Raw genomic sequence first — 22,270 nt, 5'->3', positions numbered from 1 at the left:
AGCAAAAAGCCCCCGGACAATTCGGTTGTCCGGGGGCTTTTTTGTATCTGATGATTTGAGGGTGTTGGTCCGGCCCCTTCGCGAGCAAGCCCGCTCCCACAGGGTCATGTGGTGAACGCAGATTCTGTGAACAACCCCCATCCCTGTGGGAGCGGGCTTGCTCGCGAAAGGGCCAGCACGGGCAACCCAAAAAAATGCCCGGTCACAAGACCGGGCATTTCTTCACTCAAGCATTCACTTACGGATACTGCTGAACCGTCCCCGGCTGTTGCTGCTGACCACCATACTGCTGACCCGGAATCGCTTTCAGGTTGACCTCGACGCGGCGGTTCTGCGCGCGGCCATTGACGTCACCGTTGCTGGCAATCGGGTTATCCGGGCCGGCGCCACGGGCCGAGAGGTTGGCACCGCTGACACCTTGAGAAGTCAGGTAGGTGGCCACGCTCTGCGCACGACGCTGAGACAGGTCCATGTTGTGCTGGCGGCTGCCGGTGCTGTCGGTGTAGCCGACGATTTCGATCTGGTTCTGGTTGAACTCTTTCAACGAGTTCGCCAGGTTGTTCAGCGGCTGATAGAAGCTTGGCGCGATGTTCGCCGAATCGGTGGCGAAGGTGATGTTGCCTGGCATGATCAGCTTGATCTGATCGCCCTGGCGCTGCACTTCAACCCCGGTGTTGGCCATGCTGGCGCGCAGCTTTTTCTCTTGCTGGTCGGCGTAGTAACCGTAACCGGCCGCCGAGGCACCAACGACCGCCGCGCCGATCAAGGCACCCTTGCCACGGTTGTTGTGGTCGATGGCGGCACCTGCCAAGGCGCCGGCCAGCGCACCGAGACCGCCGTACTTGGCGGTTTTGCTCATGCCTTGCGAGCCACCGTCGGCCTGCCCCTGATTGTCATACGGGTTGGGCGAGGCGCAGCCGGCCAACATGGCCACAGCGGTAGCAACAATAATCAAACGAGGCGTGGTGAACATGAAAAGCTCCTGGTTTTTTTCGCATTCTGTGTGGCAGCGGCCCTAGGCAATAGACCTGTGCGGGCGTTGGATCATGACAATGCCGAAAAATTCCGCCGCACATTCATGACAAAATGTTTAGGCGCGCACGAACGGGTTTTCGCGCATTTCATCCCCGAGACGCGTGTCCGGGCCATGTCCGGCAACCACGATTGCGTCTTCGTCGAGGGTGTACAGCCGCTGCTTGATCGATCGCACGATGGTCGCCTGATCGCCGCCCCACAAATCCGTGCGCCCTACCCCGCGACGAAACAGCGTGTCGCCGGCAATCAACAGCTTAGCCTCGGAAAACCAAAAGCTCATGGAACCGGGCGTATGTCCCGGCGTATGCAGCGCCACGCCGCAGCCGCAGGCCAGTTCTTCATCGTCGCTCAACCAGCGATCCGGCGACGGCACCGGCGTGTAGGGCACACCGAACATCTGGCATTGCATTTCAAGGTTGTCCCACAGGAACTGGTCTTCCTTGTGCAGATGCAGGGTTGCGCCGGTCTTTTCCTTCATCTGCCCGGAGGCGAGGAAATGATCGAGATGCGCGTGGGTGTGGATGATGCTGACCACTTTCAGACCGTGGGCATCGAGGCGCGCCATGATCAGATCGGGGTTGCCGCCCGGATCGACGACGATGGCTTTTTTCGTGATGGGGTCGCCGATGATCGTGCAGTTGCACTGCAGCGGGCCGACGGGAAAGGTTTCGCGGATGAGCGCAGGCGCTGGAACAGTCATGGGGCAATCCTGATCAATATTCGACGGCGGCGAAAACCGCTGATGTCGAAGATTTTAGCGGGACTAGATCATTAACCCCAGCGCCTTGGCGCGGGCCACCGCCTGAGTACGCCGCTCAACCCCCAACTTGCTGTTGATATGGCTGGCATGGGTTTTCACCGTATGCAGCGAAATGAACAGTTGCTCGCTGATTTCCTGATTGGAACATCCCTGGGCAATCAAACGCAGCACCGCCAGCTCGCGACTGCTGAGTTGTTCGGCAGATCCACATTCAATGACAGGACGGGCAACCACCAGCGGAAAATGCGTCAGCAACTGCTGTCCTGCCAGTGCTGGCGAGTTTTGCAGCTGGCTGCGCAGCCAGTCCGGATGCGCTTTGATCAAGGCGTCAAATGGCTGTATCACGCCGCCCGCCGCCGCTTCCAGCGCCTGGTTCAATGCTTTGCGTGCCTCGGATTCGCGACCACTGCTCAGCAGCAAATTCACTTTCTGCGCCAGCGCCATCACACACAGCAACTGGCGCCCGGTTTGCTGACCGTTTTCCAGCAACACATTCAACCGCCCTTCGGCGAGCATCGGCTGGCCCTTGATCACGTCGAGCAACGCTTGTTGCAATTCCACATGCAGCGGCAGCTGTGGATGAAATTCCGGTGGTGCGGCTGCACGTTCGCCGGTGTAGGTCTGGCCCAGTCGTGCCAGCCAGGCTTCGGCCAGATCAGTGCGGCCTTGCGCCAGCCACAGTTCGCATTTGACCAGGGTGATCATCGCCAGATAGTAGATCGGCGGCACATCCCATATATGCATCAGACGCTCGGCTTCAGCGAGTTCGGCGAAGGCCTTGGCGAATTCGCCGAGGCTGCCGTCGAGACGGGCGATCACGCAGTGACCGATCAATACGCTGATATCGCGACAGGCCCGCGCTTCGGCCAGACCGCTCAGCAATCGGGCCCGGGCCTGCTGCGGTTGCAAGCGCATCGACAGCAGAAAACCTTCATACAGCGTCAATCGCGCACGCACCGCGTACAGACGTTGCGCCGACAACCCGCGCAGACGATCAAGACCCTGATGCACCTCATCCAGTGCCCGCAGAATTTCCCCACGCGATTGCAGGACCCGCGCCCGGTCGTAATGCGCCAAGGCTTCGAACAACGGATTGCCGACCCGCTGCGCCAGCTCGAGGGATTCTCGATTCAAGCCCCGCGCACGCCACAGGTCACCGTCGGCGATCGCCAGATTGGACAAGGTCGACAGGCACATCAGGCGTTGCCCGTAACGTTTCACCGGCAGGCTTTCCAGCGCTTCGCTGCAATAGCGCTGGGTCAGCTCACGATGCCCGCGCCCGCGGGCGATGATGCCGCTGAGCGCCAGCCATTGCGCGAGCATCGACTTCTGCGCAGAGGCCGAAGGCGCCGGCAGGAAACGACTTAAATGACTGGCCAGCTCTTCAGCGGCATCCAGCTGACAGGCCAGCCCGAGCGCCCAGCTGTAGAGCACGATCAAGCGTGGCGTGCTGATCAGCAGACTGTCGGGCAAGTCCATTTTCCAGCGCAGCAGCATGCCCACGTTCTGCTCGGCGAGCAGTTGTTCCTCGGACAGGTTCTGCACCAGATTCGCTGCGACATCCAGATGGCCGGCGCGCAAGGCCTGCTCCACCGCTTCGTCGAGCAGCCCTTGAGCATTGAACCAGCGACAGGCGCGCAGGTGCAGGGTCGCCGCCGGCACCAGCGTCTGGGTCACGGGACGGCTGCGCAGCAGATCGGAAAACAAATGGTGATAGCGATACCAGTGACCGTGTTCGTCCAGCGGTACCAGAAATACCTGATGCGCCAACAGAAACCGCAGGATTTCGGCGCTGTCGTGGGCTTCGCGCACCGCGTCGCACAGCTCGCTGCAAAAGCGCTCTTGAGGGGCGGTGTCGTAGAGAAACGCCTGCACCTCGGCCGGCAGGCAATCGATCACTTCTTCCAGCAGGTAATCGCGGATCAGCCCTTCCCCGCCGTTCAGCGCGGCTGGCAGCGGAGCCCCGCTGCCAGCCTCGGAGACCGCGAGCAACCAGAAACGCAGCCCGGCCACCCAGCCTTCGCTGCGCTGGATCAGGTTTTCCAGCGCTTCGCCGCGCAATGAACTGCTGTGTCGATCGAGCAGCGTCAGGGCTTCATCGTGGGTCAGGCGCAAGTCCTGCTCATGCAGTTCAAGCAACTGGCGCGACAGGCGCAGACGCGCCAGATGCCAGTCCGGGCGCTGCCGACTGGTGACCATGACCAGCAAGCCATCGGGAAGATGATTGAGGAAAAACTGCAGGCAACGGTCGAGTACCGGGCCTTGGGCGAGATGGTAGTCGTCGAGCACCAGCAACAGCGGCGCCGTCGGTTGCAGTTGCAGGGCCAGTTCATCGAGCAAGCCATCGAGCCATTCTTCGAAGGCGAACGGCTGATGGCGCTGGCGCATCTTCAACAGGCCGAGTGCACGACTGCCCAGATCCGGAAAGTAGTCCTGCAGTCCCTCCAGCAATCGCTCGAGAAACCGCCCCGGATCGTTATCCCGTGGGCTCAATCCCAGCCAGAGACTTTGCCAGTGCCCCGGCAGGCTCTGACAGAACTCCACCGCCAGCGAACTCTTGCCGAACCCGGCCGGAGCGCACACCAGTAACAGACGTCCACCGAGCCCGGTTTGCAGGCGCTCGCAGAGACGTGGCCGCAAGACGTATCCGTCCGGCAGCGGAGGACGGAAAAAACGTCCGTCCAGTGCCGCGACGGCAACGCTTGCGGGACCCGGAAGTGGGGACAGATCAGTCATGGCCGGCTCTTGTTCGAATGGCTATTGGCGGCGTAGCAGATGTCCGCAGCCTAGCCTTAAACGTAGCGGTTATGAAGGTTGCTGCTACAAATGGCTACAAAAAGACTGTCGCGAGCCGGCAGCTCCTACAAAATCAACGCCAAAAAAAACGCCCCGAACCAGTCGGGGCGTTTTTTCGAGGATGCGGCCTCGGGTCAAAGCTTAGCGGATACCGTCCTGGCCCAGGTTGCCCGGCTGGAATTCGCTCTTGGTGGCAGAGAAACCGAAGTCATACGCTGATTTTTCTTCGTTCTTCATGCCCAGCGCCAGGTAGCGACCCGATTGCAGGTCGTACAGGGCTTCCAGCGCGTACCACGGCACTTGCTTGTCGTAGTAGTCCTCGGCATGCGCTTCGGCGACACGCCACAGCTGACCGCGACCGTCGTAGTGGTCGATGACTGCTGCCTGCCAGGTGTCTTCGTCGATGTAGAAGTCACGTTTGGCATAGATATGGCGCTGACCCGGTTTCAGGGTGGCGACCACGTGCCAGACACGACGCAACTCGTAACGGGTCAGGTCCTGGTTGATATGGCCGGCCTTGATGATGTCGGCGTACTTGAGGGTCGGCGAGTCGATCTTGTAGCTGTTGGAGGCAATGTACATCTCTTTCTTGCCTTCGAGCTTCCAGTCGTAGCGATCCGGCGCACCGTTGTACATGTCGAGGTTGTCGGAGGTACGCAGACCGTCCGCCGCAGTGCCCGGGCCGTCATAGGACACTTGCGGTGCCTGACGCACACGACGCTGACCAGTGGCGTAGACCCACGCCTTGCGCGGCTCCTTCACCTGGTCGAGGGTTTCGTGCACCAGTAGCACGGTACCGGCCAGACGTGCCGGCGCGGTCACTTTCTGCTTGAAGTAGAACAGGATGTTGCCCGGGTTGGCCGGATCGTAGTCCTTCATCTTGTCGCGGAACACGAACTGGTCCTGGAAGTACACCAGGCTGAACGAGCCGTTGGTTTGCGGAGTCGCCTGGGTCACCAGACGGGTCACGCTGCCACCGCGATAGCGGGTGATGTGGTTCCAGATCACTTCCAGACCGCTTTTGGGAATCGGGAACGGCACGGCGGTATCGAAGTTTTCCAGACCGTTACCGCCTGCGACCAGATTGGTGGTGGTGGCGTTTTTCTTGATCGCGGCGAACACATCATCCGGCACGGTCGAGCCGCGATGGGACGGATAAACCGGAATCTTGAAGGTGTCCGGGTAGCGCTTGAACATCGCGTACTGGCCCGGAGCAAGCTTGTCCTTGTACTGCTCGACGTTCTGCGCGGTGATGGTGAACAGCGGTTTTTCACTGCCGAACGGATCGGACAGGAAGCCCTTGCTGTCGACCGTGCCGGCATTTTTCGCCAACGGTTTCCAGGCAGGGATCGAACCGTCGGCGTTGCCGGCCATTTCGGCGCCCATCGGGGTCAGGCTCTTGCCCAGCTTGTCGGCTTCGGCGGCGGGAACGGCCGCCATGACGCTGGTCGCCAGCAGCGACAAACCCAGAACACTCGCGTGGAACAGACTCTTTGTTATTTTCATATGTGTGTTCGTCCTGAAAAAACTGTGCTTAGAAGTTCACGCCGACGCTCAAGGCCACGAAGTCACGATCGTCCACGGTCGTGTAGTCGCCGCCAAAGAAGTTGGTGTAGGCCAGGCTCGCCGTGTAGGTGTTCTGGTATTCGGCATCGAGACCGAGGCTGATGGCCTTGCGACCTTCCTCGAAGTTGCCGCCAGGGCCTGGCGAGTAACCTTTCACGTCGTGCGACCAGGCCACGTTCGGCTTGAGGTTCACACCGGCAAACACGTCGCTGTAATCCCAGATGGCACGAGCGCGATAGCCCCACGAAGTGGCCGTGGTGAAACCATCGTTGTTGCAGTTGCTGGAAACGTTGTCGCGCGAAGCCCCCGGCCCGGCACCGTTGATGGTGGAGGTGTTGAGGATCTGCGAGCAGGTGTTGAGACCTCCCGTGGCAGGCAGTTCGCCCGGGCCGAACACCGGATCGCGGCCGTAACGGGCTTCGGATTTGCTTTCCAGACCACCGACGTGGGTCACGCCGACTTCACCCACCAGGGTCAGCCGGTTGGCGCCCATCACCTGATCGAAGAAGTGCGTCAGGGTGGTTTGCAGTTGGGTGATTTCTTTACGGTTGTAACCGTGCAGATCCTGGCCCGGCACGCCGTTGAGGACCGACGCGTTGGTCAACGCGCCTCCCAGCGGACGTACGCCGGCGAACAGGATGTCGGTGGAGTTCAACTGCACCGGAGCATTCGGCCGGTAGCTGACTTCACCGCTCCACGCCGTACCGGTAGGCAGGGTAGTGGAGAAGCTCAGACCGTAGAGGCGAATGTCTTCAGGGTATTCGATGAAGTATTCCGAGTTGCCTGCCACGACCAGCGGGCCCAGTGCCTGGAACGGCCCTGGCAATGCCTTGACGCCGTTATAGATCGACTGGGGCGCGCCGGTGGCGCTGAAGATCGGCGCACGGCTGTGGTAGTTCATGAAGTAGGCGCCGAACTCGGTGGCCAGCGGGTCGAACATGTACTTGGCGGAAACGCCCCACTGCCCGCTGTCACGCGCGTTGCGGTTGGGCGAACGGCGCACCAGCACGCCCTCTTCGTTGACGTCGACACCAGCGTTGGCCAACGGCCCGAGCGCAATACCCGGAATGGTCGAACGCTTGTTCAGTACCCGCAGGTTGTCGTCGCAACCGGTGGTGACGATGTCCGGCTGCGAGAAGAACGTGCCGCAGTTGTCGGTCACGGTCTTCTGCCAGTCGATCTGGTAGAAACCTTCGGCCGAGAGGTTTTCGGTAATGCTCTGGGACACGTAGAACATGTTGACCGGGATCAGGCCTTCCTTGATCTCGGCACCCGGACGGCGGAACGCAGACACGTCGATCGGGTTGATCGAGTTGATGCCACCACCGATGAAGGTACTTTCGCCCCAGTTCACCACCTGCTTGCCCAGACGCACCGAACCTGGCTCATCGGCAATCGAGTAGTTGTGGTAGACGAAGGCGTCGAGGATCTGCCCGCCGGAAGAACGCGCCGCGACGTCGCGGTTGTGGTTGCTGACGTCCTTGTATTCCAGGTCCTGATTCTGCAGCGCGAAGTCGTACCAGTATTTGCCCCGGACGAAGACCCCGGTGTCGCCGTATTTCAGTTCCAGATCATGGATGCCCTTGAAGATCTTCGAGAAGGCTTGCCCGCTCTTGAAGTTCAGGTGGCCGTTGTCGGAGGTCTGGGACAGGCCCTTGCCGCCGTTGTTGACACCAATAAGGTCCTTGTTCGGCTGCTGGGTCGAGATACTCATGCCCAGGGAGAGCGAGGAGTCGAACTGACCTTCGATTTCACCGACGTTGAAACTGACGCCGAATGCGGGCCCGGCGAGCGTAGAGGCAAGACTGACGGCCAGAGGCAGTTTAGCCCGGCGCCAGAACTGGTTTACTGATGTCATCGACGCTACTCCATGTGCATTATTGTTATGGCAGTGAGTACTTTTAAAAACGCCTGGAAGACCGGGAGCCAGTAGCCACCCGACGTCACTCCAAAGTTGCATCGCCCCTGTTCGTGCGTGTGCCCCGTTCTTAAAAATCCTTGAGCGGACTATAGCCAGCAGGGGGTACTGCTTGATCCCTCTAAAGTGTGATTTGCAGCTGCCGGCCACTCTGGAACAGTCCTTTCGCCAGTCCGACACATGTCGGCACGGCAAGGATGGCTGAATTTTTCGATTTAACAAGCCAAGCGCTTGCTTGGTGGGTCTGGCGCGCCGGTTTCGGCGCGCCAGCAGACACTCAAAGTGTCGAAAGGAAGGTGCTGTTGTTGGCCTGCCATTCGGTGATGTCGAGGCGGATGCGCTTCTTGTCGAGCTTGCCGACACTGGTCTTGGGAATTTCCGTAACAAGGGCGATCTGGCTTGGAATCGCCCACTTGCTCAAGTGCCCTAGTTCCACGAACGGCTTGAGGTGTTCCTTGAGCTCGCGCGCCCCGATCTCGTGCCCTTCGCGGATCACCAGCAGTGCAAACGGCCGCTCGCCCCATTGCGGATCGGCGATGCCCACCACTGCTACTTCACGTACCGCGACGTGACGGCTGATCAGGTCTTCGAGGTCCAGCGAGGAAATCCACTCGCCGCCAGTCTTGATCACATCCTTGATGCGGTCGCGGATGTCGATCACGCCCATGCTGTCGAGCGTTGCCACATCGCCGGTGTGCAGCCAGCCGCCGGCCCAGAGCTCGGCGCCCTTCTGCGGTTCGTTGAAATAGCCTTCGGTGAGCCACGGCGCGCGCAGGACCAGTTCGCCCTGGGTTTCGCCGTCGGCGGGGAGGAAGTTGCCCTCGGCGTCGACGATCGCCGCTTCCACCAACGGCCCCGGCACACCGGCCTTGATCCGGTAAGTGGTGCGCTCATCTTCGGTGCCGGCCATCAACTCGTCGTTCAAATGCGCACAGGAAACCAGTGGCCCGGTCTCCGACATGCCGTACGCCGCCGTCAGCTGAATGCCCCGGGCCTTGGCGGTTTCATACAGCGTACGGTTGAGCGCGCTGCCACCGATGACGATCTTCCAGCCGCCGAAATCGGTGCCCTGCGCGCCTTTGGCGTTGAGCAGCATTTGCAAAATGGTCGGCACGCAGTGGGAGAACGTGACCTTCTCTTTGCGCCACAGCTCGACGAGGAACTCCGGGTCGTAACGCCCCGGATAAACCTGCTTGAGCCCGAGCATGGTTGCCACGTACGGCAAGCCCCAGGCATGCACATGGAACATCGGGGTAATCGGCATGTACACGTCGTTGGTGCCGAGCAGGCGCACGCTGTCGATCGCGCCCATGATCGTCGACACGCCCATGGTGTGCAGCACCAGTTGCCGATGGGTGAAGTACACGCCTTTCGGGTTACCGGTGGTGCCCGTGGTGTAGAAGGTAGTGGCGACCGAGTTCTCGTCGAAGTCCTGGAAGTCGTACTGCGGGCTCGCAGCGGCCAGCAGTTGCTCATACTCGCCGACCAGGTTCGGCAGCTCGGCGGTCTTTTCCGGCAGATCGGTCAGCAGCAGGGTTTTCTCGACGGTGGTCAGGTGCGGCGCGATGGCCTGGTACAGCCCGACGAACTCGCTGTTGACCAGCACGAAGCGGTCCTCGGCGTGGTTCATGGTGTAGAGGATCTGCTCCGGCGACAGACGCACGTTGATGGTGTGGATCACCGCGCCGATCATCGGAATGGCAAACATGCATTCGAGGTAGCGATGGCTGTCCCAGTCCATCACCGCCACGGTGTCACCCGCCTTCACTCCGGCCGCCGTCAACACGTTGGCCAGCCGCGCCACCCGCTCGATCAGGGTCGGATAGCTGTAGCGCAACTGGTCTCGGTAGATGATCTCGCGGGTTTTCTCGTAACGGGCGCCGGACATCAGCAGCCGTTTGATCAGCAATGGATACTGGTAGGCCCCATCGGCCGGGGGAATGACGCGAGTCTGCAACATATGAATCCCTTTTCTGGCTGCACGGTGTTGGCGTAGAGAGCGTTACTCTAGAGCCGTTATACCCCAGTCAAATCAGCCGAAGGAATGATTTGCACAGCCGTACAAATGCTAGCTTTGCGCCAGCATTTGTCGGTATTTCAGCGCCGTTCAGGCCGTTTGCCCTACAGCCGCTTCTGAAGGCGTCCGTGGGAAAACCAGCGCAGCAAGGAAGGTCAATGCGCCGAAACCCGCCAGAATCAAGTAAAGCCCGACAAACCCATGGCGCGGCTCGATGTAGGCAATCAGCGGAATCGCCGTCGCACTGGCGCCGAACGACAGGCAGTAACGCAGGGCGAAGACCCGCGATTGCCACTGCGGCGCGACGAAATTGGCGACCATCGAGTCGTTCACCGTCACCTGACCGAACACCACGAACATGAACGCCGCACCGAGCACGATCACTGCCCAGCCATCGACATACGCCATGGCGTACAACAGCGGCGCCTGAAACAGCGTCAACACAATAAACGGCCATTTCAGGCTGACTCGGTGCAGCACCTGGCCAATGCTCAACTGCGCGACTGCACCAAAGGCATACGCGAGGCTGACCACCACGCCGAGGGTTTGCGGCGAGGCGAACAGGTCATGCAGACGTTCCTGAAACAGCTTCGGATAGGTCATGGTGGTGGCGTTGAACACCACGCCACCGGTGGCCGTCGCCAGCGCCAGCACGCCGAATACCATGAGCATCGAAATCCGCTGCCCGGCAGCGCCCTTCAGTGCGGTGTGTGGACGCTGCGGGATCGGCTCTTCACGCACCTGCAAGGCAAAGCCGATTCCCAGCATGATCGCCACCACCCCCGGTAACACAAAGGCCGACCGCCAGCCGAACTGCGCCACCAGCAACCCGGTGATCAGCGCCGAGAACGCCACGCCGAGGTTGCCCCACATGCCATTGATGCCGATCTCCCGCCCGCGATTCTGCGCGTAGGCCACCAGCATCGCGGTGCCCACCGGGTGGTAGATCGCGGCGAAAATGCCGATCAGGGTCAACCCGATCACCAGCATCGTCGGGCTGGTGCTCAGCCCGGTGAAGATCGCCGAGGCGCCGATGCCGAAGAAAAACACCAGCATCATCTGCCGCCGACTCCAGTGATCGCCCAGCCAGCCGGCCGGTAACGAACAGGCGCCAAAGGCAATGAACCCACCCAGCGAAAGGCCGATCAGCGCGGCGTAGTCGAGGCCGAAGGCCTGGGTCATGCCGAGCACGGCGGCGGGGAAAATCAGCATGAACATGTGATCGATCACATGGGCGGCGTTGACGTAGCGAATGACGTTTCGAGATTGATTCATGGCGGCACGCTTGTGTTTGTTATGGGCGGATTGTTGTCAGCGGCTTTATGCTAAGTTGGCGAAAAAGCGCATACCTGCCAACCAGGTCATCGAATCCGACATGTTGATCAGCCACTTCGAACACGGTCCGGTGAGCGCCTATCCCCGGGATTATCTGGACGGCGCGCACCAGTCGCTGCACCTGCATCGCGAGGCGCAGTTGCTGTATGCCGTCCGAGGGATCATGCGGGTGGTCACCGACCTCGGTGCCTGGGTGATTCCGCCAAGCCGCGCAGTGTGGATTCCGCCGCAAGTCGCGCACGAGATATTCATGTCCGGCGATGTGCAGATGCGCTCGCTGTTCATTGCCCCCGAGCTGTCACCGGCCGGCCTGCAACAGTGCTGCGTGCTGGCGGTGACGCCGCTACTGCGCGAGTTGATCCTGCGCGCCGTTCAAGGCCCGCCGCACGCGGATAATCCGCTGATCCAGCAGTTGATGCTGGAAGAGCTCGCCAGCCTGGAAAACCTGCCGCTGCACATTCCAATGCCTACTGACCGACGCCTGCAGAACATCTGTCTGGCGTTGCTGCACACACCGGATCACCCCAACACCCTGGAAGACTGGGCGCAGCAGGTCGGCGCCAGCTCACGCACTCTGGCGCGGCTGTTCCAGCGACAACTGAAGATGAGTTTCAACGCCTGGCGCCAGCAACTGCGCCTGATGGAAGCGTTACCGCGCCTGCTCGCTGGGGACAGCGTGCAGCGCGTGGCGCGGGATCTGGGGTACGGCAGCGCGCGGGCGTTCAGCGCGATGTTTCGCCGGTTGCTCGGGGACAATCCCCGGGAGTACCTGAATAATCTGAGCAAACTCAGCCAACTCGTGTAGGAATTCCCCATTTCCCTGTGGGAGCGAGCTTGCTCGCGAAAGCAATCTTCCAGTCACCTGTGATATCGACTGATCCGACGCCTTCGCGAGCAAGCTCGCTCCCACAGTTTTGATCGGGTTTCAGCTCTTAGTGCATCTCGGTAAACGCGATTTTCACGCCGAGAGCGATCAGCACCGCGCCCATGGTGCGGTCGAACCAATGGCCCATGCGGGCAAAACCGGCACGTACACGTTGCTGACTGAACAGCATCGCCACTAGACAGAACCAGAAAGCGGTCGCAACGGCCAGATAGACGCCGTAACCGGCCTGGACCGCCAGCGGTGTGTGCGGGTTGATCACCACGGTAAACAGCGACAGGAAGAACAGCGTGGCTTTCGGATTCAGACCATTGGTCACGAAGCCCGAGGTGAACGCGCCGCGCGCCGTGCGCACGCCGGCTTCCTTGTGCAGATCATCGGTAACGGTTTTCGCCGGCTGCGCGCGCAAGGCCTTGAAGCCGATATACAGCAGGTAAGCGGCCGCGGCCCATTTCAAGGCGTTAAACAGCACGATCGACTGCGACACGATCAGGCCGATGCCCAGCAGTGAATAACCCACATGCAGGAAAATCGCCGTGCCCACGCCCAGTGCGGTCCAGGTGCCGGCGCGACGCCCATGGGTCACGCTCTCGCGCACCACCACGGCAAAGTCCGGGCCGGGGCTGGCCACGGCCAGCAGATGGATCAGTGCAACGGTCAAGAACTCGGTCCAGTACATGGGGGCTCCTCTGGGGGTGATCATCAACTTGAACACATCGCCTGAATGCTTTTCCCCTGTGGGAGCGGGCTTGCTCGCGAATGGCGTTGTGTCAGGCAACCTTTATGGGTCTGACACGCCCTCTTCGCGAGCAAGCCCGCTCCCACAGGTTTTGTGAGCACCTCGGGCACTGCGTAACGTTTTGTTTCATCTGGTAGGCTCGGCAGATTACGCCTTCCGTTCCAAGCACAAAAGGTACAGTTGATGACGAACCCGCGCCGCGCCGTATTCCTCGATCACCCGTCACTGGATCTCGGCGATCTCGACCTCAGCCCGTTGCGCGCCTGCTTCAGCGACCTGCAACTGTTCGCCCAGACTGCGCCTGATCAAGTCGCCGAACGCCTGCACGGGGCCAGCGTGGCGATCACCAACAAGATCCGCATCGATGCCGCCACGATGGCCGCCAACCCGGATCTGCAACTGATCCTGATCACCGCCACCGGCACCAACAACGTCGATCTGGACGCGGCTCGCGCCCACGGCATCACCGTGTGCAACTGTCAGGGTTACGGCACGCCGTCGGTGGCGCAACACACGATCATGCTGCTGCTCAACCTCGCCACCCGTCTCGCGGATTATCAAAAAGCGGTCGGCGAAGGTCGCTGGCAGCAAGCCAGACAGTTCTGCCTGCTCGACTACCCGATTGTCGAACTGGAGGGCAAAACCCTCGGCCTGCTTGGTCACGGCGAACTCGGCGGTGCGGTCGCGCGACTGGCCGAAGCGTTTGGCATGCGCGTATTGCTCGGGCAGATTCCAGGCCGCCCCGCCCGCCCGGATCGCCTGCCACTGAACGAACTGCTGCCGCAGATCGACGCCCTGACCCTGCACTGCCCGCTCAACGAACACACCCGGCACTTCATCGGCGCCCGTGAACTGGCGTCGATGAAACCCGGCGCCTTTGTGGTCAACACCGCTCGCGGTGGTTTGATCGACGAGCAAGCCTTGGCCGACGCGTTGCGCAACGGTCACCTTGGCGGCGCCGCCACCGACGTGCTCAGCGTCGAACCGCCGGTCAACGGCAATCCGCTGCTGGCCGCCGACATTCCACGGCTGATCGTCACTCCGCACAACGCCTGGGGCAGTCGCGAAGCGCGGCAACGCATCGTCGGCCAATTGACCGAAAACGCCCAGGCATTCTTCAGCGGTAAAGCGCTGCGGGTCGTCAGTTGATAAACTGCGGCACTTTTTTTCCAAGGAGCAGTTATGGATCCGCGCAGTGAAGTACTGCTTCGTCAGGCCGAGTTATTCCAGGGTTCGCTGTTGTTGGCCGGTTTGCCTGCCGACGATCTGCTCGGGCGCCTGCCCAATGCGTTCGGCTGGTGCTGGCATGCCGGCGATCAGGCCGCTCTCGATGCGCGCTTCGAAGGTCGCAGCCATTTCGGCGTAAACGTGCCGGAGCGCGAGTTCGACAGCGCCGTGGTGTTTTTGCCCAAGTCCAAGGATCTGACCGATTACATCCTCAATGCCGTGGCCGCACGTCTGCCCGGGCGCGAGGTGTTTCTGGTCGGGGAAAAACGCAGCGGCATCGAGGGTGCGTCCAAGCAACTCAACCCGTTCGGCAAGCCGCGCAAACTCGACAGCGCCCGTCACTGCCAACTGTGGCAGGTCACCGTGGCCAACGCGCCTGAAGCAAAATCGCTGGAAAGCCTGGCGCAGACTTATGAGCTGCCGCTGGCCGAAGGCCCGCTTAAAGTCATCAGCCTGCCGGGCGTGTTCAGCCATGGTCGACTGGACCGCGGCAGCGCCCTGCTGCTTGAGCATCTGGACAAACTGCCGAGCGGTCATCTGCTGGATTTCGGTTGTGGCGCCGGGGTTTTGGGCGCGGCGGTCAAACGGCGTTATCCGCACAATCAGGTGACTTTGCTCGACGTCGATGCCTTCGCCGCCGCCAGCAGTCGCCTGACGTTGGCGGCCAACGGTCTGGACGCCGAAGTGCTGACCGGCGACGGTATCGACGCTGCACCGATGGGTTTGAACGCGATTCTGAGCAACCCGCCGTTCCATGTCGGCGTGCACACCGATTATTTCGCTACCGAAAACTTGCTGCGAAAAGCGGCCAAACATCTGAAAAACGGCGGCGAACTGCGCTTGGTTGCGAACAGCTTCCTGAAGTATCAGCCGCTGATCGAAGAGCATCTGGGCGTGTGTGCAATCAAGGCCGAAGGCAATGGTTTCCGGATTTACCGGGCCAAGCGCGGCTGAGAATTTGTTCTTGCTCTATCGGTTTTGCGAAGGCAGAATCCGCTCCGTCCTAGGGGAGTAGTCTCCCACGAGCGCCAAGCTCGTCCGGCATACGTCAACATACTTGATCCTCAGATCATGGCGTATGCGACCCAAGCGTCCGCACCAGACGGATCGCAGGGTTTGACAAGACCTATGACACGCACACCTTACCCGGGGCGGGAAGGCTGTACGTGTCATAGCCGTGTCGACCCGCCCCTTAGGAAAATCCTGATGCTGGACTCGTTACTCGTTCCCACCGCAATCGTTGCCTTGGCCGAAATCGGCGACAAGACGCAACTGCTCGCGCTGATTCTCGCCGCTCGCTTTCGCAAACCCTGGCCGATCATTGCCGGTATCGTCGCTGCGACCCTGGCCAACCACGCGGCAGCCGGTGCGGTAGGCGCCTGGTTCGGCAGCTTCTTCTCCGATTCGGTGCTGCACTGGATTCTCGCCGCGAGCTTCACCGCCACTGCGCTGTGGACGCTGGTCCCGGACAAGATGGACGACGATGAAGCCAGCACCGCACGCAAGTTCGGCCCCTTCCTGACCACGCTGATCGCGTTTTTCCTCGCGGAAATCGGCGACAAGACGCAGATCGCCACCGTGATGCTGGCGGCGCAATACCCTGAGCTGTGGCTGGTGATTATCGGCACCACCTTGGGCATGTTGATTGCCAACGTGCCGGTGGTATTGGCGGGTAACTTTGCTGCGGAGAAACTGCCGCTGACCCTGATCCGTCGCCTGGCCGCTTCGGCGTTCTTCATTCTGGCGATCGTGGCGGTGTACAAGGCGATGCAGAGCAGTGGCTGGATTTAACCCCCGTCCACTGAACTACCCAAAACCTGTGGTGAGGGGATTTAGCGAAACGTCGCACCGCCCCGATGGGGCGCGAAGCGCCCCCAAGCTGACCACCTCGGTGCACCCGGTACACCGCAGTCATAGGTTTTGGGGCTGCTTCGCAGCCCATCGGGGATAAATCCCCTCACCACAATAAAGCCAGTTCCCTTCAAGCCCCGACGGACTCAGGATTTAGGGGCTTTCTCGTACAACGGCATGACTTTTGGAATCGCTGCCTGCAGCGAGGCGATCCGGCTGGACGAGGCCGGGTGGGTGCTCATGAACTCCGGCGGTGCGCCTTCCGAAGCCTTGCTCATCTTGTTCCACAAGGTGATCGCCGCATTCGGGTTGTACCCGGCGCGGGCGGCCAGTTCGAGGCCGATCAGGTCGGCTTCGTTTTCGTTGGCACGGCTGTTGGGCAAGGTCATGCCGTAGTTGGCCACGGTGTCGGCCAGCGCCAGGCTGTCCTGACCCAGACCGAGCAACGCACCGGCACCCTGCTTGGCCATTTCAATGCCATAGGCTTTGGACATCGCCTCACGACCGTGCTCGCGCAGGGCGTGGGCGATTTCATGGCCCATGACCGCCGCGATTTCATCGTCGGTCAGCTTCAGGCTGTCGATCAGCCCGGTGTAGAAAATGATCTTGCCGCCAGGCCCGCAGTTTGCGTTGAGCTCGTCGCTCTTGATCAGATTGACTTCCCACTGCCACTGCGCCGCATCCGGGCGGAAGTTCGGTGCCTGGGCGATCAGCCGGTTGGCAATCGCCTGAACCCGCTTGGCCTCCGGGCTGGTCTTGTCCAGCACGCCTTTGCTCGACGCCTCGCCGACGGTCTTCTGATAGGACTGGGCATACATCTGGTCGACCTCTTGCGAGGACAGCATGCTGAACATGTACTGCTTGCGCTCCACACCGACGGCTCCGCCGCTGGTGGTGTTGACCGACTGACAACCGGCCAGCAACAGCGCTGCGCTCAGTGCACTTACAACCAATGTCTTGTTCATTCAAAAGCTCCCTGAAAACCTGCCGCGTATCGTAGGGGGTGAATTGTATCGGCGCCAGATACAACAGACGTGTTGCAGCGTCTTTCGGAAGTTTCCCACCGCTGTTGTCGTAAAAAATTCACAGCACCCGGCAAGTCTGCTGCCGCTGCGTCGCGCACCGATCCATTTGCGACATCCTCCGCCCTTTGTTCCGCTCAACGCTCATGGCGCCATGCCTGCTGCCGATACAACAGCGCAGACGTCCTCTTGCGTGCGGAGCTCCCATGAAGTTCAAGTCGATCCAGTTTTCCGTGGCCGCCCTGGCCGGCGCCATCGTCCTCAGCGTGGTCGCCGCGCTGGTGCTGTACGCGCTGTTTTCCGGTGCCCGCACTCAAGACATGGTGCAACAGCGCACCCAGGCGCAGTTCGAACAAGTCATCGAACAGCGCCTGACCTCGCTGGCGCAGACTCAGGTCAGCCAGATCCAGCGCGAACTCGAAGCGCCGTTGCTGATTGCCGGCGGACTGGTGCGGGTCAACGCGCTGCTCGGCACACCGGGTGCCGATGGCCAGCCGCGACTGAGCATGAGCCGCGAGCAACTGATCAGCCTGATCAAGGAAAACGTCGAAAAGAATCCGAAGATTCTCGGCACCTACATCGGCTGGGAAAAAAACGCACTGGACCACAATGACGCGGCCTACATCGGCAGCGCCGTGATCGGTATCGATCCCGCCAACGGACGCTTCCTGCCGTGGTGGTTCCGCAATACCGACGGCAGTCTGGGCGTGGACAAACTGGCCGATGTCGACGATCAGAAAACCCTGTCCACCGGGGTGCGCGCCAGTGAGTACTACCTCTGCTCCAAGGAAACGAAAAAGCCCTGCGTGATCGATCCGGCGCCGTACAAGGTCGGCGACAAGATCGTGATGCTCGCCTCGTTCATTGAGCCGATCATGCTCAACGGCGCATTCCAGGGCATCGTCGGCGCCGACCTGTCGGTGAACTTCATTCAGGAAATGCTCCTCGGCGCCAACCAGAAGCTGTACAGCGGCGCCGGGCAAATGGCCCTGATCGGCGGCAACGGCCGGATCGTTGCCTATACCAAAGATCCGAGCAAATTCGGTGAAAAGGTCAGCGACATTCTCGACGCCGAGCAGATCGCCAACATGGCCAATCTCAAACGCGGCGAAGTCACCTACTCGGTCAACAAGGACAAGGGCCGCATCGAGCTGTACCTGCCGTTCGGCATCGGCCAGACCGACGCGCGCTGGACCCTGATGCTGCAACTGCCGTTGAACGCGGTGATGGCGGATCTGCAAAAACTCCAGGCCGACCTTGATGCGCAACGCAAGTCCGACACCTTCGGCATGGCCATGGTCGGCCTGATCATTGCCGCCATCGGTTTGCTGGTGATCTGGCTGATGGGTCACGGCATCGCCCGACCGCTCAAGCAAATGGTCGCCATGCTCGATGACATTGCCAAGGGTGAAGGCGATCTGACCCGTCGTTTGAGCAGTGATCGCAGTGATGAACTGGGCTCGATCGCCAAGGGTTTCAACACCTTCCTCGCCAAGTTGCAGGCGATGATCACGCAGGTGGTGACGTCGGTGCAGAGCGTCAGCGATTCCTCGGAGCACACTGCCGACATCGCGATTCGCACCAACATCGGCATTCAGAAACAAATGGCCGAGATCGATCAGGTCGCCACCGCGGTGCAGGAGATGACCGCGACTGCGCAAGACGTGGCGCGCAACGCCACTCAGGCTGCGCAAGCCGCCAGCCACGCGGATCAGGCTGCCGGCCAAGGCATGCAGATCGTCCGTGATACCTCGAACTCGATTGGCGTACTGGCGGTGGAAATCGGCAAAGCGGTGGAGGTCGTGCAGACGCTGGCCAAGGACAGCGAAAACATCAACGCGATCCTCATCGCGATTCGCGGGATTGCCGAGCAGACCAACCTGTTGGCGCTGAACGCAGCAATCGAAGCGGCGCGGGCCGGCGAACAAGGGCGCGGCTTTGCGGTGGTGGCGGACGAGGTGCGCAATCTGGCGCAGAAGACCCAGAAGGCCACCGAAGAAATCCAGAGCATGATCCAGCAGCTGCAACAGGGCACCCGCGATGTGGTGCGGGTCATGGAGGACAGCCAGAACCGCACCGACGAAAGCGTGCAGCACGCGGCGAAAGCGGCTGAAGCGCTGGAGACAATTACTCAGGCGGTGTCGGTGATCAATGACATGAACACGCAGATTGCCAGTGCCGCTGAAGAGCAGAGCGCAGTGGCGGATGACATCAACCGTAACGTGATCAATATCGGTCAGGTGGCGAATGAAGTGGCGGGCGGTGCGGATGAGTCGAGTTCGGCCAGTGCCGGCCTGACTAAATTGGCGGAGCAGCAGCGGCGGTTGATCAATCAGTTCAAGGTCTGAAAAGCGAAAAGCCCCTCACCCTAACCCTCTCCCAGAGGGAGAGGGGACTGACCGAGTTGTCTCCCGTCATACATCGACCTGAAATAACCAGTCGATTATGGATTCAAAGCTGAGCGTTCAAGTCGGTATATTTCGTCAATATCCCCCAATCAGTCCCCTCTCCCTCAGGGAGAGGGGTCTGACCGAGTTGCCTCCCGTCATACATCGACCTGAAATAACCAGTCGATTATGGATTCAAAGCTGAGCGTTCAAGTCGGTATATTTCGTCAATATCCCCCAATCAGTCCCCTCTCCCTCAGGGAGAGGGTTAGGGTGAGGGGCTTTTGACTTAACCCGGGGTCAGGCATTCCGGCCCATTGAGCTTCGGATCATTCACCAGATTCGCCAGCACCCGCTCGCGCAATGCCGCCGGCTCACTGGCGAGCAAGCCCTGCAGCACATGCAACGGCGTCGCGGGATCGAGCCATGCCGCCTGCCCTGCCTCATCAAGAATCAACGGTCGGCGCTGACTGGCCGCCGGCTGCGTGATGACGGCGGTGCTCAGCCACACCTGCTCCTGCACCGGATACGCCTCCCAGATCGCCGCGAAAAACAGCGACGAGCCCTCCCCCGGCGTCAGCCAGTACGGGCGCTTGCGCAGGTTGCCGCGCCATTCGTAGAAACCGTTGGCCGGCAGCAGACAGCGGCGCAGGCGCAGCGCCTCGCGGAACATCGGTTGCTCGGCGACGGTTTCGGCCCGGGCATGCGCCGGGGTACGCGACAGATCGGTCAGCCACGGTGGCGTCAGCCCCCAACGGGCGCGGGCCAGGGTGCGTTGGCCGTCGGCCTCGGCACGCAGCATCAACACCGAATCATTGGGGGAAATGTTCCACTGCGCCTGCTGATCGGCGGGAAATCCGGGCAGGGCCGCGAAATCGCGGTTCCAGCGAAACAGGGCATAACGTCCACACATGGGGCAACACGACTCAGAAAAAAAACGAACGCCAGCCTAACAGACCAGCGTCCCGGGGAAGCTCTCCGGTTCATCGCCGGGCAGCGGCAGCGCGGCATTGTACGCGGTGATCAGTTCGCGGGCGTATTCGGCCTGATCGTTTTCGACCGATAGCCCCAACAGGCCAAAAATCGGCAATTCCCCCGTGCCGCCGAGCAGATCGCGGCCCACCAGGTGCGCTTCGATGCCTTCACTGGCGAGCATGCCCTTGAGCATCTCGCCCTCCATCAGGTTTTCCGGCTCGTAGATTCGCTGCATGGGCGCCCCTCACTCGTTTTCGCTGAAGACTTCCAGAAACCAATCCTCGCCATGCACCTGCAAGACAAACTTGATCGGTTGACAACACACCTGGCAGTCCTCGATGTAGGTCTGATCACCGCCGGACAGGTCCACCGTCGTCTCGACCTCTTCACCACAATACGGACATTCATACAGTGCGCTTTCCAGCATCGCGGTCTCCCAGGTGACTTGTGCGTATAATCGCCGGTCTATTTGCAGGGCTATTTTTGTCTGGCTACTTTTTCAGACCGTGCCCCGTTGGTTTTCGATCAAAACCTTTACTTACCCTAGCCGTTTCCAACAAGAGAGCATGATGGGCGAATTCGATGCCATCCGACCTTACGACGACAGCGAAGTACCTGCGGTACTGGCAAGACTGCTCGGCGACAAGGCGTTTCTAGATATCCTCACCCACTTCCGCTTCCCGCGTTTTGCCGGTGCCTTCGGCTGGATGCTCAAACCACTTATAGCCCATCGGCTGCGTCGTGAGTTTGCCGACGTGACCTCCGTGGCCACTTTGCAGGACAAAGTCGAGTTCTACGTCGACCACACCATCGAGCGCGCCACTGATGGCGTGACCTACACCGGTGTCGAGCAATTCAAGTCCGGCAGCGCTTATCTGTTCATCGCCAACCACCGCGACATCGTGATGGACCCGGCCTTCGTCAACTACGCGGTGTACCACGCCGGCCTGCCGACCCCGCGCATCGCGATCGGCGACAACCTGCTGCAGAAACCCTTCGTCAGCGACCTGATGCGCCTGAACAAGAGTTTTATCGTGCATCGCTCGATCACCGGGCGCCGCGAGAAGATGGCGGCGTATCAATTGCTGTCGGCGTATATCAACCACTCGATCCGCAACGATTGCGCCTCGATCTGGATCGCGCAGGCTGAAGGCCGGGCGAAGGATGGCGACGACCGTACCGAGTCGGCGATCCTCAAGATGTTCCACATGAGCCGCAAGGACGAGCCGTTCGGCGAAGTGATTCAGTCGCTGAACCTGACCCCGGTGTCGATCAGCTACGAATACGACCCGTGCGACCAGGCCAAGGCCCGCGAGTTGTACATCCGCGCCACCACCGGCACCTACGCCAAGGCGCCGGGCGAGGATGACGTGAGCATTGCCAAGGGCATCACCGGTTATAAGGGCCGGGTGCACGTGAACTTCGCCGCGCCGATCACCGAGCTGTTCGAAGACACCAAGCAATTGGCGGTCGAGATGGACAAGCAGATTCTCGGCGGTTATCGCCTGTTCCCGGTGCATTACCTGGCGTATGCGATGTGGGCCGATGCCGATCCGCAACTGAACGTGCCGAAGGCCGCCGAGGTGTTCCCGGCCGATGAGCTGGCCAAGGCGCAGGAAGAATGGCAGCGCCGGCTGGACGCCTGCCCCGAGGAGCACCGTCCGTATCTGGTGCTGCAATATGCGACGCCGGTGCGCAATCAGTACCGAGTGAAGGCTGGGTTACCGTTGTAAACAGGCATAGCGGAGCCCCTGTGGCG

The 22,270-nt window shown here is 60.9% G+C and carries 18 protein-coding genes and 1 riboswitch; of the genes, 6 read left to right on the top strand and 12 right to left on the bottom strand.

All coding sequences use genetic code 11. The annotated features are described in order from the left end of the window. Positions 1 to 238: 238 nt before the first annotated feature. The 7 genes from KCG87_RS16325 to KCG87_RS16295 form a co-directional block, all read right to left on the bottom strand. Positions 239 to 973 carry an OmpA family protein gene (locus KCG87_RS16325; RefSeq protein ID WP_007961595.1) on the bottom strand — a complete coding sequence of 245 codons (735 nt, stop codon included), beginning with the start codon at positions 971 to 973 and terminating at the stop codon, positions 239 to 241. A gap of 117 nt (positions 974 to 1,090) precedes the next feature. Beyond that, on the bottom strand, positions 1,091 to 1,735 hold the full coding sequence (locus KCG87_RS16320; protein ID WP_027612196.1) for an MBL fold metallo-hydrolase: 645 nt from the start codon (positions 1,733 to 1,735) through the stop codon (positions 1,091 to 1,093). A 63-nt stretch (positions 1,736 to 1,798) separates the two neighbouring features. Beyond that, complete coding sequence (locus KCG87_RS16315; RefSeq protein WP_210558552.1) at positions 1,799 to 4,531, bottom strand: LuxR C-terminal-related transcriptional regulator; 2,733 nt, start codon at positions 4,529 to 4,531, stop codon at positions 1,799 to 1,801. A gap of 201 nt (positions 4,532 to 4,732) precedes the next feature. Next, on the bottom strand, positions 4,733 to 6,097 hold the full coding sequence (locus KCG87_RS16310; protein WP_027612198.1) for a DUF1329 domain-containing protein: 1,365 nt from the start codon (positions 6,095 to 6,097) through the stop codon (positions 4,733 to 4,735). A 28-nt stretch (positions 6,098 to 6,125) separates the two neighbouring features. Continuing rightward, the gene (locus KCG87_RS16305) at positions 6,126 to 8,015 is read right to left on the bottom strand and encodes a DUF1302 domain-containing protein (RefSeq protein WP_134787308.1); all 1,890 of its coding nucleotides are present in this window, start codon (positions 8,013 to 8,015) and stop codon (positions 6,126 to 6,128) included. Between the two features lie 337 nt (positions 8,016 to 8,352). Then, entirely contained in the window at positions 8,353 to 10,035 is a 1,683-nt protein-coding gene (locus KCG87_RS16300; protein WP_027612200.1) for a fatty acid--CoA ligase, read from the bottom strand. 147 nt (positions 10,036 to 10,182) lie between these two features. Beyond that, positions 10,183 to 11,367 (bottom strand): MFS transporter, encoded by a 1,185-nt coding sequence (locus KCG87_RS16295; protein ID WP_098965555.1) that lies wholly within the window; start codon positions 11,365 to 11,367, stop codon positions 10,183 to 10,185. Positions 11,368 to 11,467: 100 nt separating this feature from the next. Here KCG87_RS16295 and KCG87_RS16290 point away from each other — a divergent pair, with 100 nt between their 5' ends. Then, the gene (locus KCG87_RS16290; RefSeq protein ID WP_098965556.1) at positions 11,468 to 12,232 is read left to right on the top strand and encodes a helix-turn-helix transcriptional regulator; all 765 of its coding nucleotides are present in this window, start codon (positions 11,468 to 11,470) and stop codon (positions 12,230 to 12,232) included. Between the two features lie 127 nt (positions 12,233 to 12,359). Here KCG87_RS16290 and KCG87_RS16285 read toward each other — a convergent pair whose 3' ends face one another. Next, positions 12,360 to 12,989: a LysE family transporter gene (locus KCG87_RS16285; RefSeq protein ID WP_027612203.1), complete on the bottom strand. Its 630-nt coding sequence runs from the start codon at positions 12,987 to 12,989 to the stop codon at positions 12,360 to 12,362. 243 nt (positions 12,990 to 13,232) lie between these two features. Between KCG87_RS16285 and KCG87_RS16280 the strand changes: the two genes are divergently transcribed. From KCG87_RS16280 to KCG87_RS16270, 3 genes are all read left to right on the top strand, one after another. Next, the gene (locus KCG87_RS16280) at positions 13,233 to 14,198 is read left to right on the top strand and encodes a 2-hydroxyacid dehydrogenase (RefSeq protein ID WP_210558553.1); all 966 of its coding nucleotides are present in this window, start codon (positions 13,233 to 13,235) and stop codon (positions 14,196 to 14,198) included. 33 nt (positions 14,199 to 14,231) lie between these two features. Next, complete coding sequence (locus tag KCG87_RS16275; protein ID WP_027612205.1) at positions 14,232 to 15,230, top strand: class I SAM-dependent methyltransferase; 999 nt, start codon at positions 14,232 to 14,234, stop codon at positions 15,228 to 15,230. Positions 15,231 to 15,270: 40 nt separating this feature from the next. Next, positions 15,271 to 15,393, top strand: a riboswitch (yybP-ykoY riboswitch). An 89-nt stretch (positions 15,394 to 15,482) separates the two neighbouring features. Continuing rightward, complete coding sequence (locus KCG87_RS16270) at positions 15,483 to 16,067, top strand: TMEM165/GDT1 family protein (protein ID WP_134787312.1); 585 nt, start codon at positions 15,483 to 15,485, stop codon at positions 16,065 to 16,067. A gap of 206 nt (positions 16,068 to 16,273) precedes the next feature. Here KCG87_RS16270 and KCG87_RS16265 read toward each other — a convergent pair whose 3' ends face one another. Next, the gene (locus tag KCG87_RS16265) at positions 16,274 to 17,092 is read right to left on the bottom strand and encodes a M48 family metallopeptidase (RefSeq protein ID WP_027612207.1); all 819 of its coding nucleotides are present in this window, start codon (positions 17,090 to 17,092) and stop codon (positions 16,274 to 16,276) included. Between the two features lie 263 nt (positions 17,093 to 17,355). On the opposite strand from KCG87_RS16265, the gene KCG87_RS16260 reads away from it, so the two are divergent. Then, positions 17,356 to 19,497: a methyl-accepting chemotaxis protein gene (locus tag KCG87_RS16260; protein ID WP_210558554.1), complete on the top strand. Its 2,142-nt coding sequence runs from the start codon at positions 17,356 to 17,358 to the stop codon at positions 19,495 to 19,497. Between the two features lie 328 nt (positions 19,498 to 19,825). On the opposite strand, the gene KCG87_RS16255 is transcribed toward KCG87_RS16260, so the two are convergent. Genes KCG87_RS16255 through KCG87_RS16245 form a run of 3 tightly spaced genes read right to left on the bottom strand, consistent with a single transcriptional unit; the run spans position 19,826 to position 20,938 of the window. Next, positions 19,826 to 20,449 carry an SOS response-associated peptidase gene (locus KCG87_RS16255; protein WP_007967716.1) on the bottom strand — a complete coding sequence of 208 codons (624 nt, stop codon included), beginning with the start codon at positions 20,447 to 20,449 and terminating at the stop codon, positions 19,826 to 19,828. A 36-nt stretch (positions 20,450 to 20,485) separates the two neighbouring features. Further along, on the bottom strand, positions 20,486 to 20,746 hold the full coding sequence (locus KCG87_RS16250) for a DUF2007 domain-containing protein (protein ID WP_003228093.1): 261 nt from the start codon (positions 20,744 to 20,746) through the stop codon (positions 20,486 to 20,488). A gap of 9 nt (positions 20,747 to 20,755) precedes the next feature. After that, positions 20,756 to 20,938 (bottom strand): CPXCG motif-containing cysteine-rich protein, encoded by a 183-nt coding sequence (locus KCG87_RS16245; protein WP_134787315.1) that lies wholly within the window; start codon positions 20,936 to 20,938, stop codon positions 20,756 to 20,758. A gap of 142 nt (positions 20,939 to 21,080) precedes the next feature. On the opposite strand from KCG87_RS16245, the gene KCG87_RS16240 reads away from it, so the two are divergent. After that, complete coding sequence (locus KCG87_RS16240) at positions 21,081 to 22,244, top strand: 1-acyl-sn-glycerol-3-phosphate acyltransferase (RefSeq protein WP_177439983.1); 1,164 nt, start codon at positions 21,081 to 21,083, stop codon at positions 22,242 to 22,244. Positions 22,245 to 22,270 lie beyond the last annotated feature (26 nt).

Origin of the sequence: Pseudomonas sp. MWU347, from assembly GCF_017947305.1 — a bacterium.
GTDB classification, from domain to species: domain Bacteria; phylum Pseudomonadota; class Gammaproteobacteria; order Pseudomonadales; family Pseudomonadaceae; genus Aquipseudomonas; species Aquipseudomonas putida_A.
The sequence above is the reverse complement of the archived record's forward strand: the minus strand, read 5'-3'. Positions and strand labels throughout refer to the sequence as shown.

What these genes read in the sequence shown, in the direction of transcription:
- KCG87_RS16315 (WP_210558552.1), bottom strand. Translation starts at nt 4,531, where the DNA reads ATGACTGATCTGTCCCCACTTCCGGGTCCCGCAAGCGTTGCCGTCGCG.
- KCG87_RS16305 (WP_134787308.1), bottom strand. Translation starts at nt 8,015, where the DNA reads ATGACATCAGTAAACCAGTTCTGGCGCCGGGCTAAACTGCCTCTGGCC.
- KCG87_RS16275 (WP_027612205.1), top strand. Translation starts at nt 14,232, where the DNA reads ATGGATCCGCGCAGTGAAGTACTGCTTCGTCAGGCCGAGTTATTCCAG.
- KCG87_RS16320 (WP_027612196.1), bottom strand. Translation starts at nt 1,735, where the DNA reads ATGACTGTTCCAGCGCCTGCGCTCATCCGCGAAACCTTTCCCGTCGGC.
- KCG87_RS16290 (WP_098965556.1), top strand. Translation starts at nt 11,468, where the DNA reads ATGTTGATCAGCCACTTCGAACACGGTCCGGTGAGCGCCTATCCCCGG.
- KCG87_RS16265 (WP_027612207.1), bottom strand. Translation starts at nt 17,092, where the DNA reads ATGAACAAGACATTGGTTGTAAGTGCACTGAGCGCAGCGCTGTTGCTG.
- KCG87_RS16260 (WP_210558554.1), top strand. Translation starts at nt 17,356, where the DNA reads ATGAAGTTCAAGTCGATCCAGTTTTCCGTGGCCGCCCTGGCCGGCGCC.
- KCG87_RS16280 (WP_210558553.1), top strand. Translation starts at nt 13,233, where the DNA reads ATGACGAACCCGCGCCGCGCCGTATTCCTCGATCACCCGTCACTGGAT.
- KCG87_RS16285 (WP_027612203.1), bottom strand. Translation starts at nt 12,989, where the DNA reads ATGTACTGGACCGAGTTCTTGACCGTTGCACTGATCCATCTGCTGGCC.
- KCG87_RS16295 (WP_098965555.1), bottom strand. Translation starts at nt 11,367, where the DNA reads ATGAATCAATCTCGAAACGTCATTCGCTACGTCAACGCCGCCCATGTG.
- KCG87_RS16250 (WP_003228093.1), bottom strand. Translation starts at nt 20,746, where the DNA reads ATGCAGCGAATCTACGAGCCGGAAAACCTGATGGAGGGCGAGATGCTC.
- KCG87_RS16310 (WP_027612198.1), bottom strand. Translation starts at nt 6,097, where the DNA reads ATGAAAATAACAAAGAGTCTGTTCCACGCGAGTGTTCTGGGTTTGTCG.
- KCG87_RS16240 (WP_177439983.1), top strand. Translation starts at nt 21,081, where the DNA reads ATGGGCGAATTCGATGCCATCCGACCTTACGACGACAGCGAAGTACCT.
- KCG87_RS16255 (WP_007967716.1), bottom strand. Translation starts at nt 20,449, where the DNA reads ATGTGTGGACGTTATGCCCTGTTTCGCTGGAACCGCGATTTCGCGGCC.
- KCG87_RS16300 (WP_027612200.1), bottom strand. Translation starts at nt 10,035, where the DNA reads ATGTTGCAGACTCGCGTCATTCCCCCGGCCGATGGGGCCTACCAGTAT.
- KCG87_RS16245 (WP_134787315.1), bottom strand. Translation starts at nt 20,938, where the DNA reads ATGCTGGAAAGCGCACTGTATGAATGTCCGTATTGTGGTGAAGAGGTC.
- KCG87_RS16325 (WP_007961595.1), bottom strand. Translation starts at nt 973, where the DNA reads ATGTTCACCACGCCTCGTTTGATTATTGTTGCTACCGCTGTGGCCATG.
- KCG87_RS16270 (WP_134787312.1), top strand. Translation starts at nt 15,483, where the DNA reads ATGCTGGACTCGTTACTCGTTCCCACCGCAATCGTTGCCTTGGCCGAA.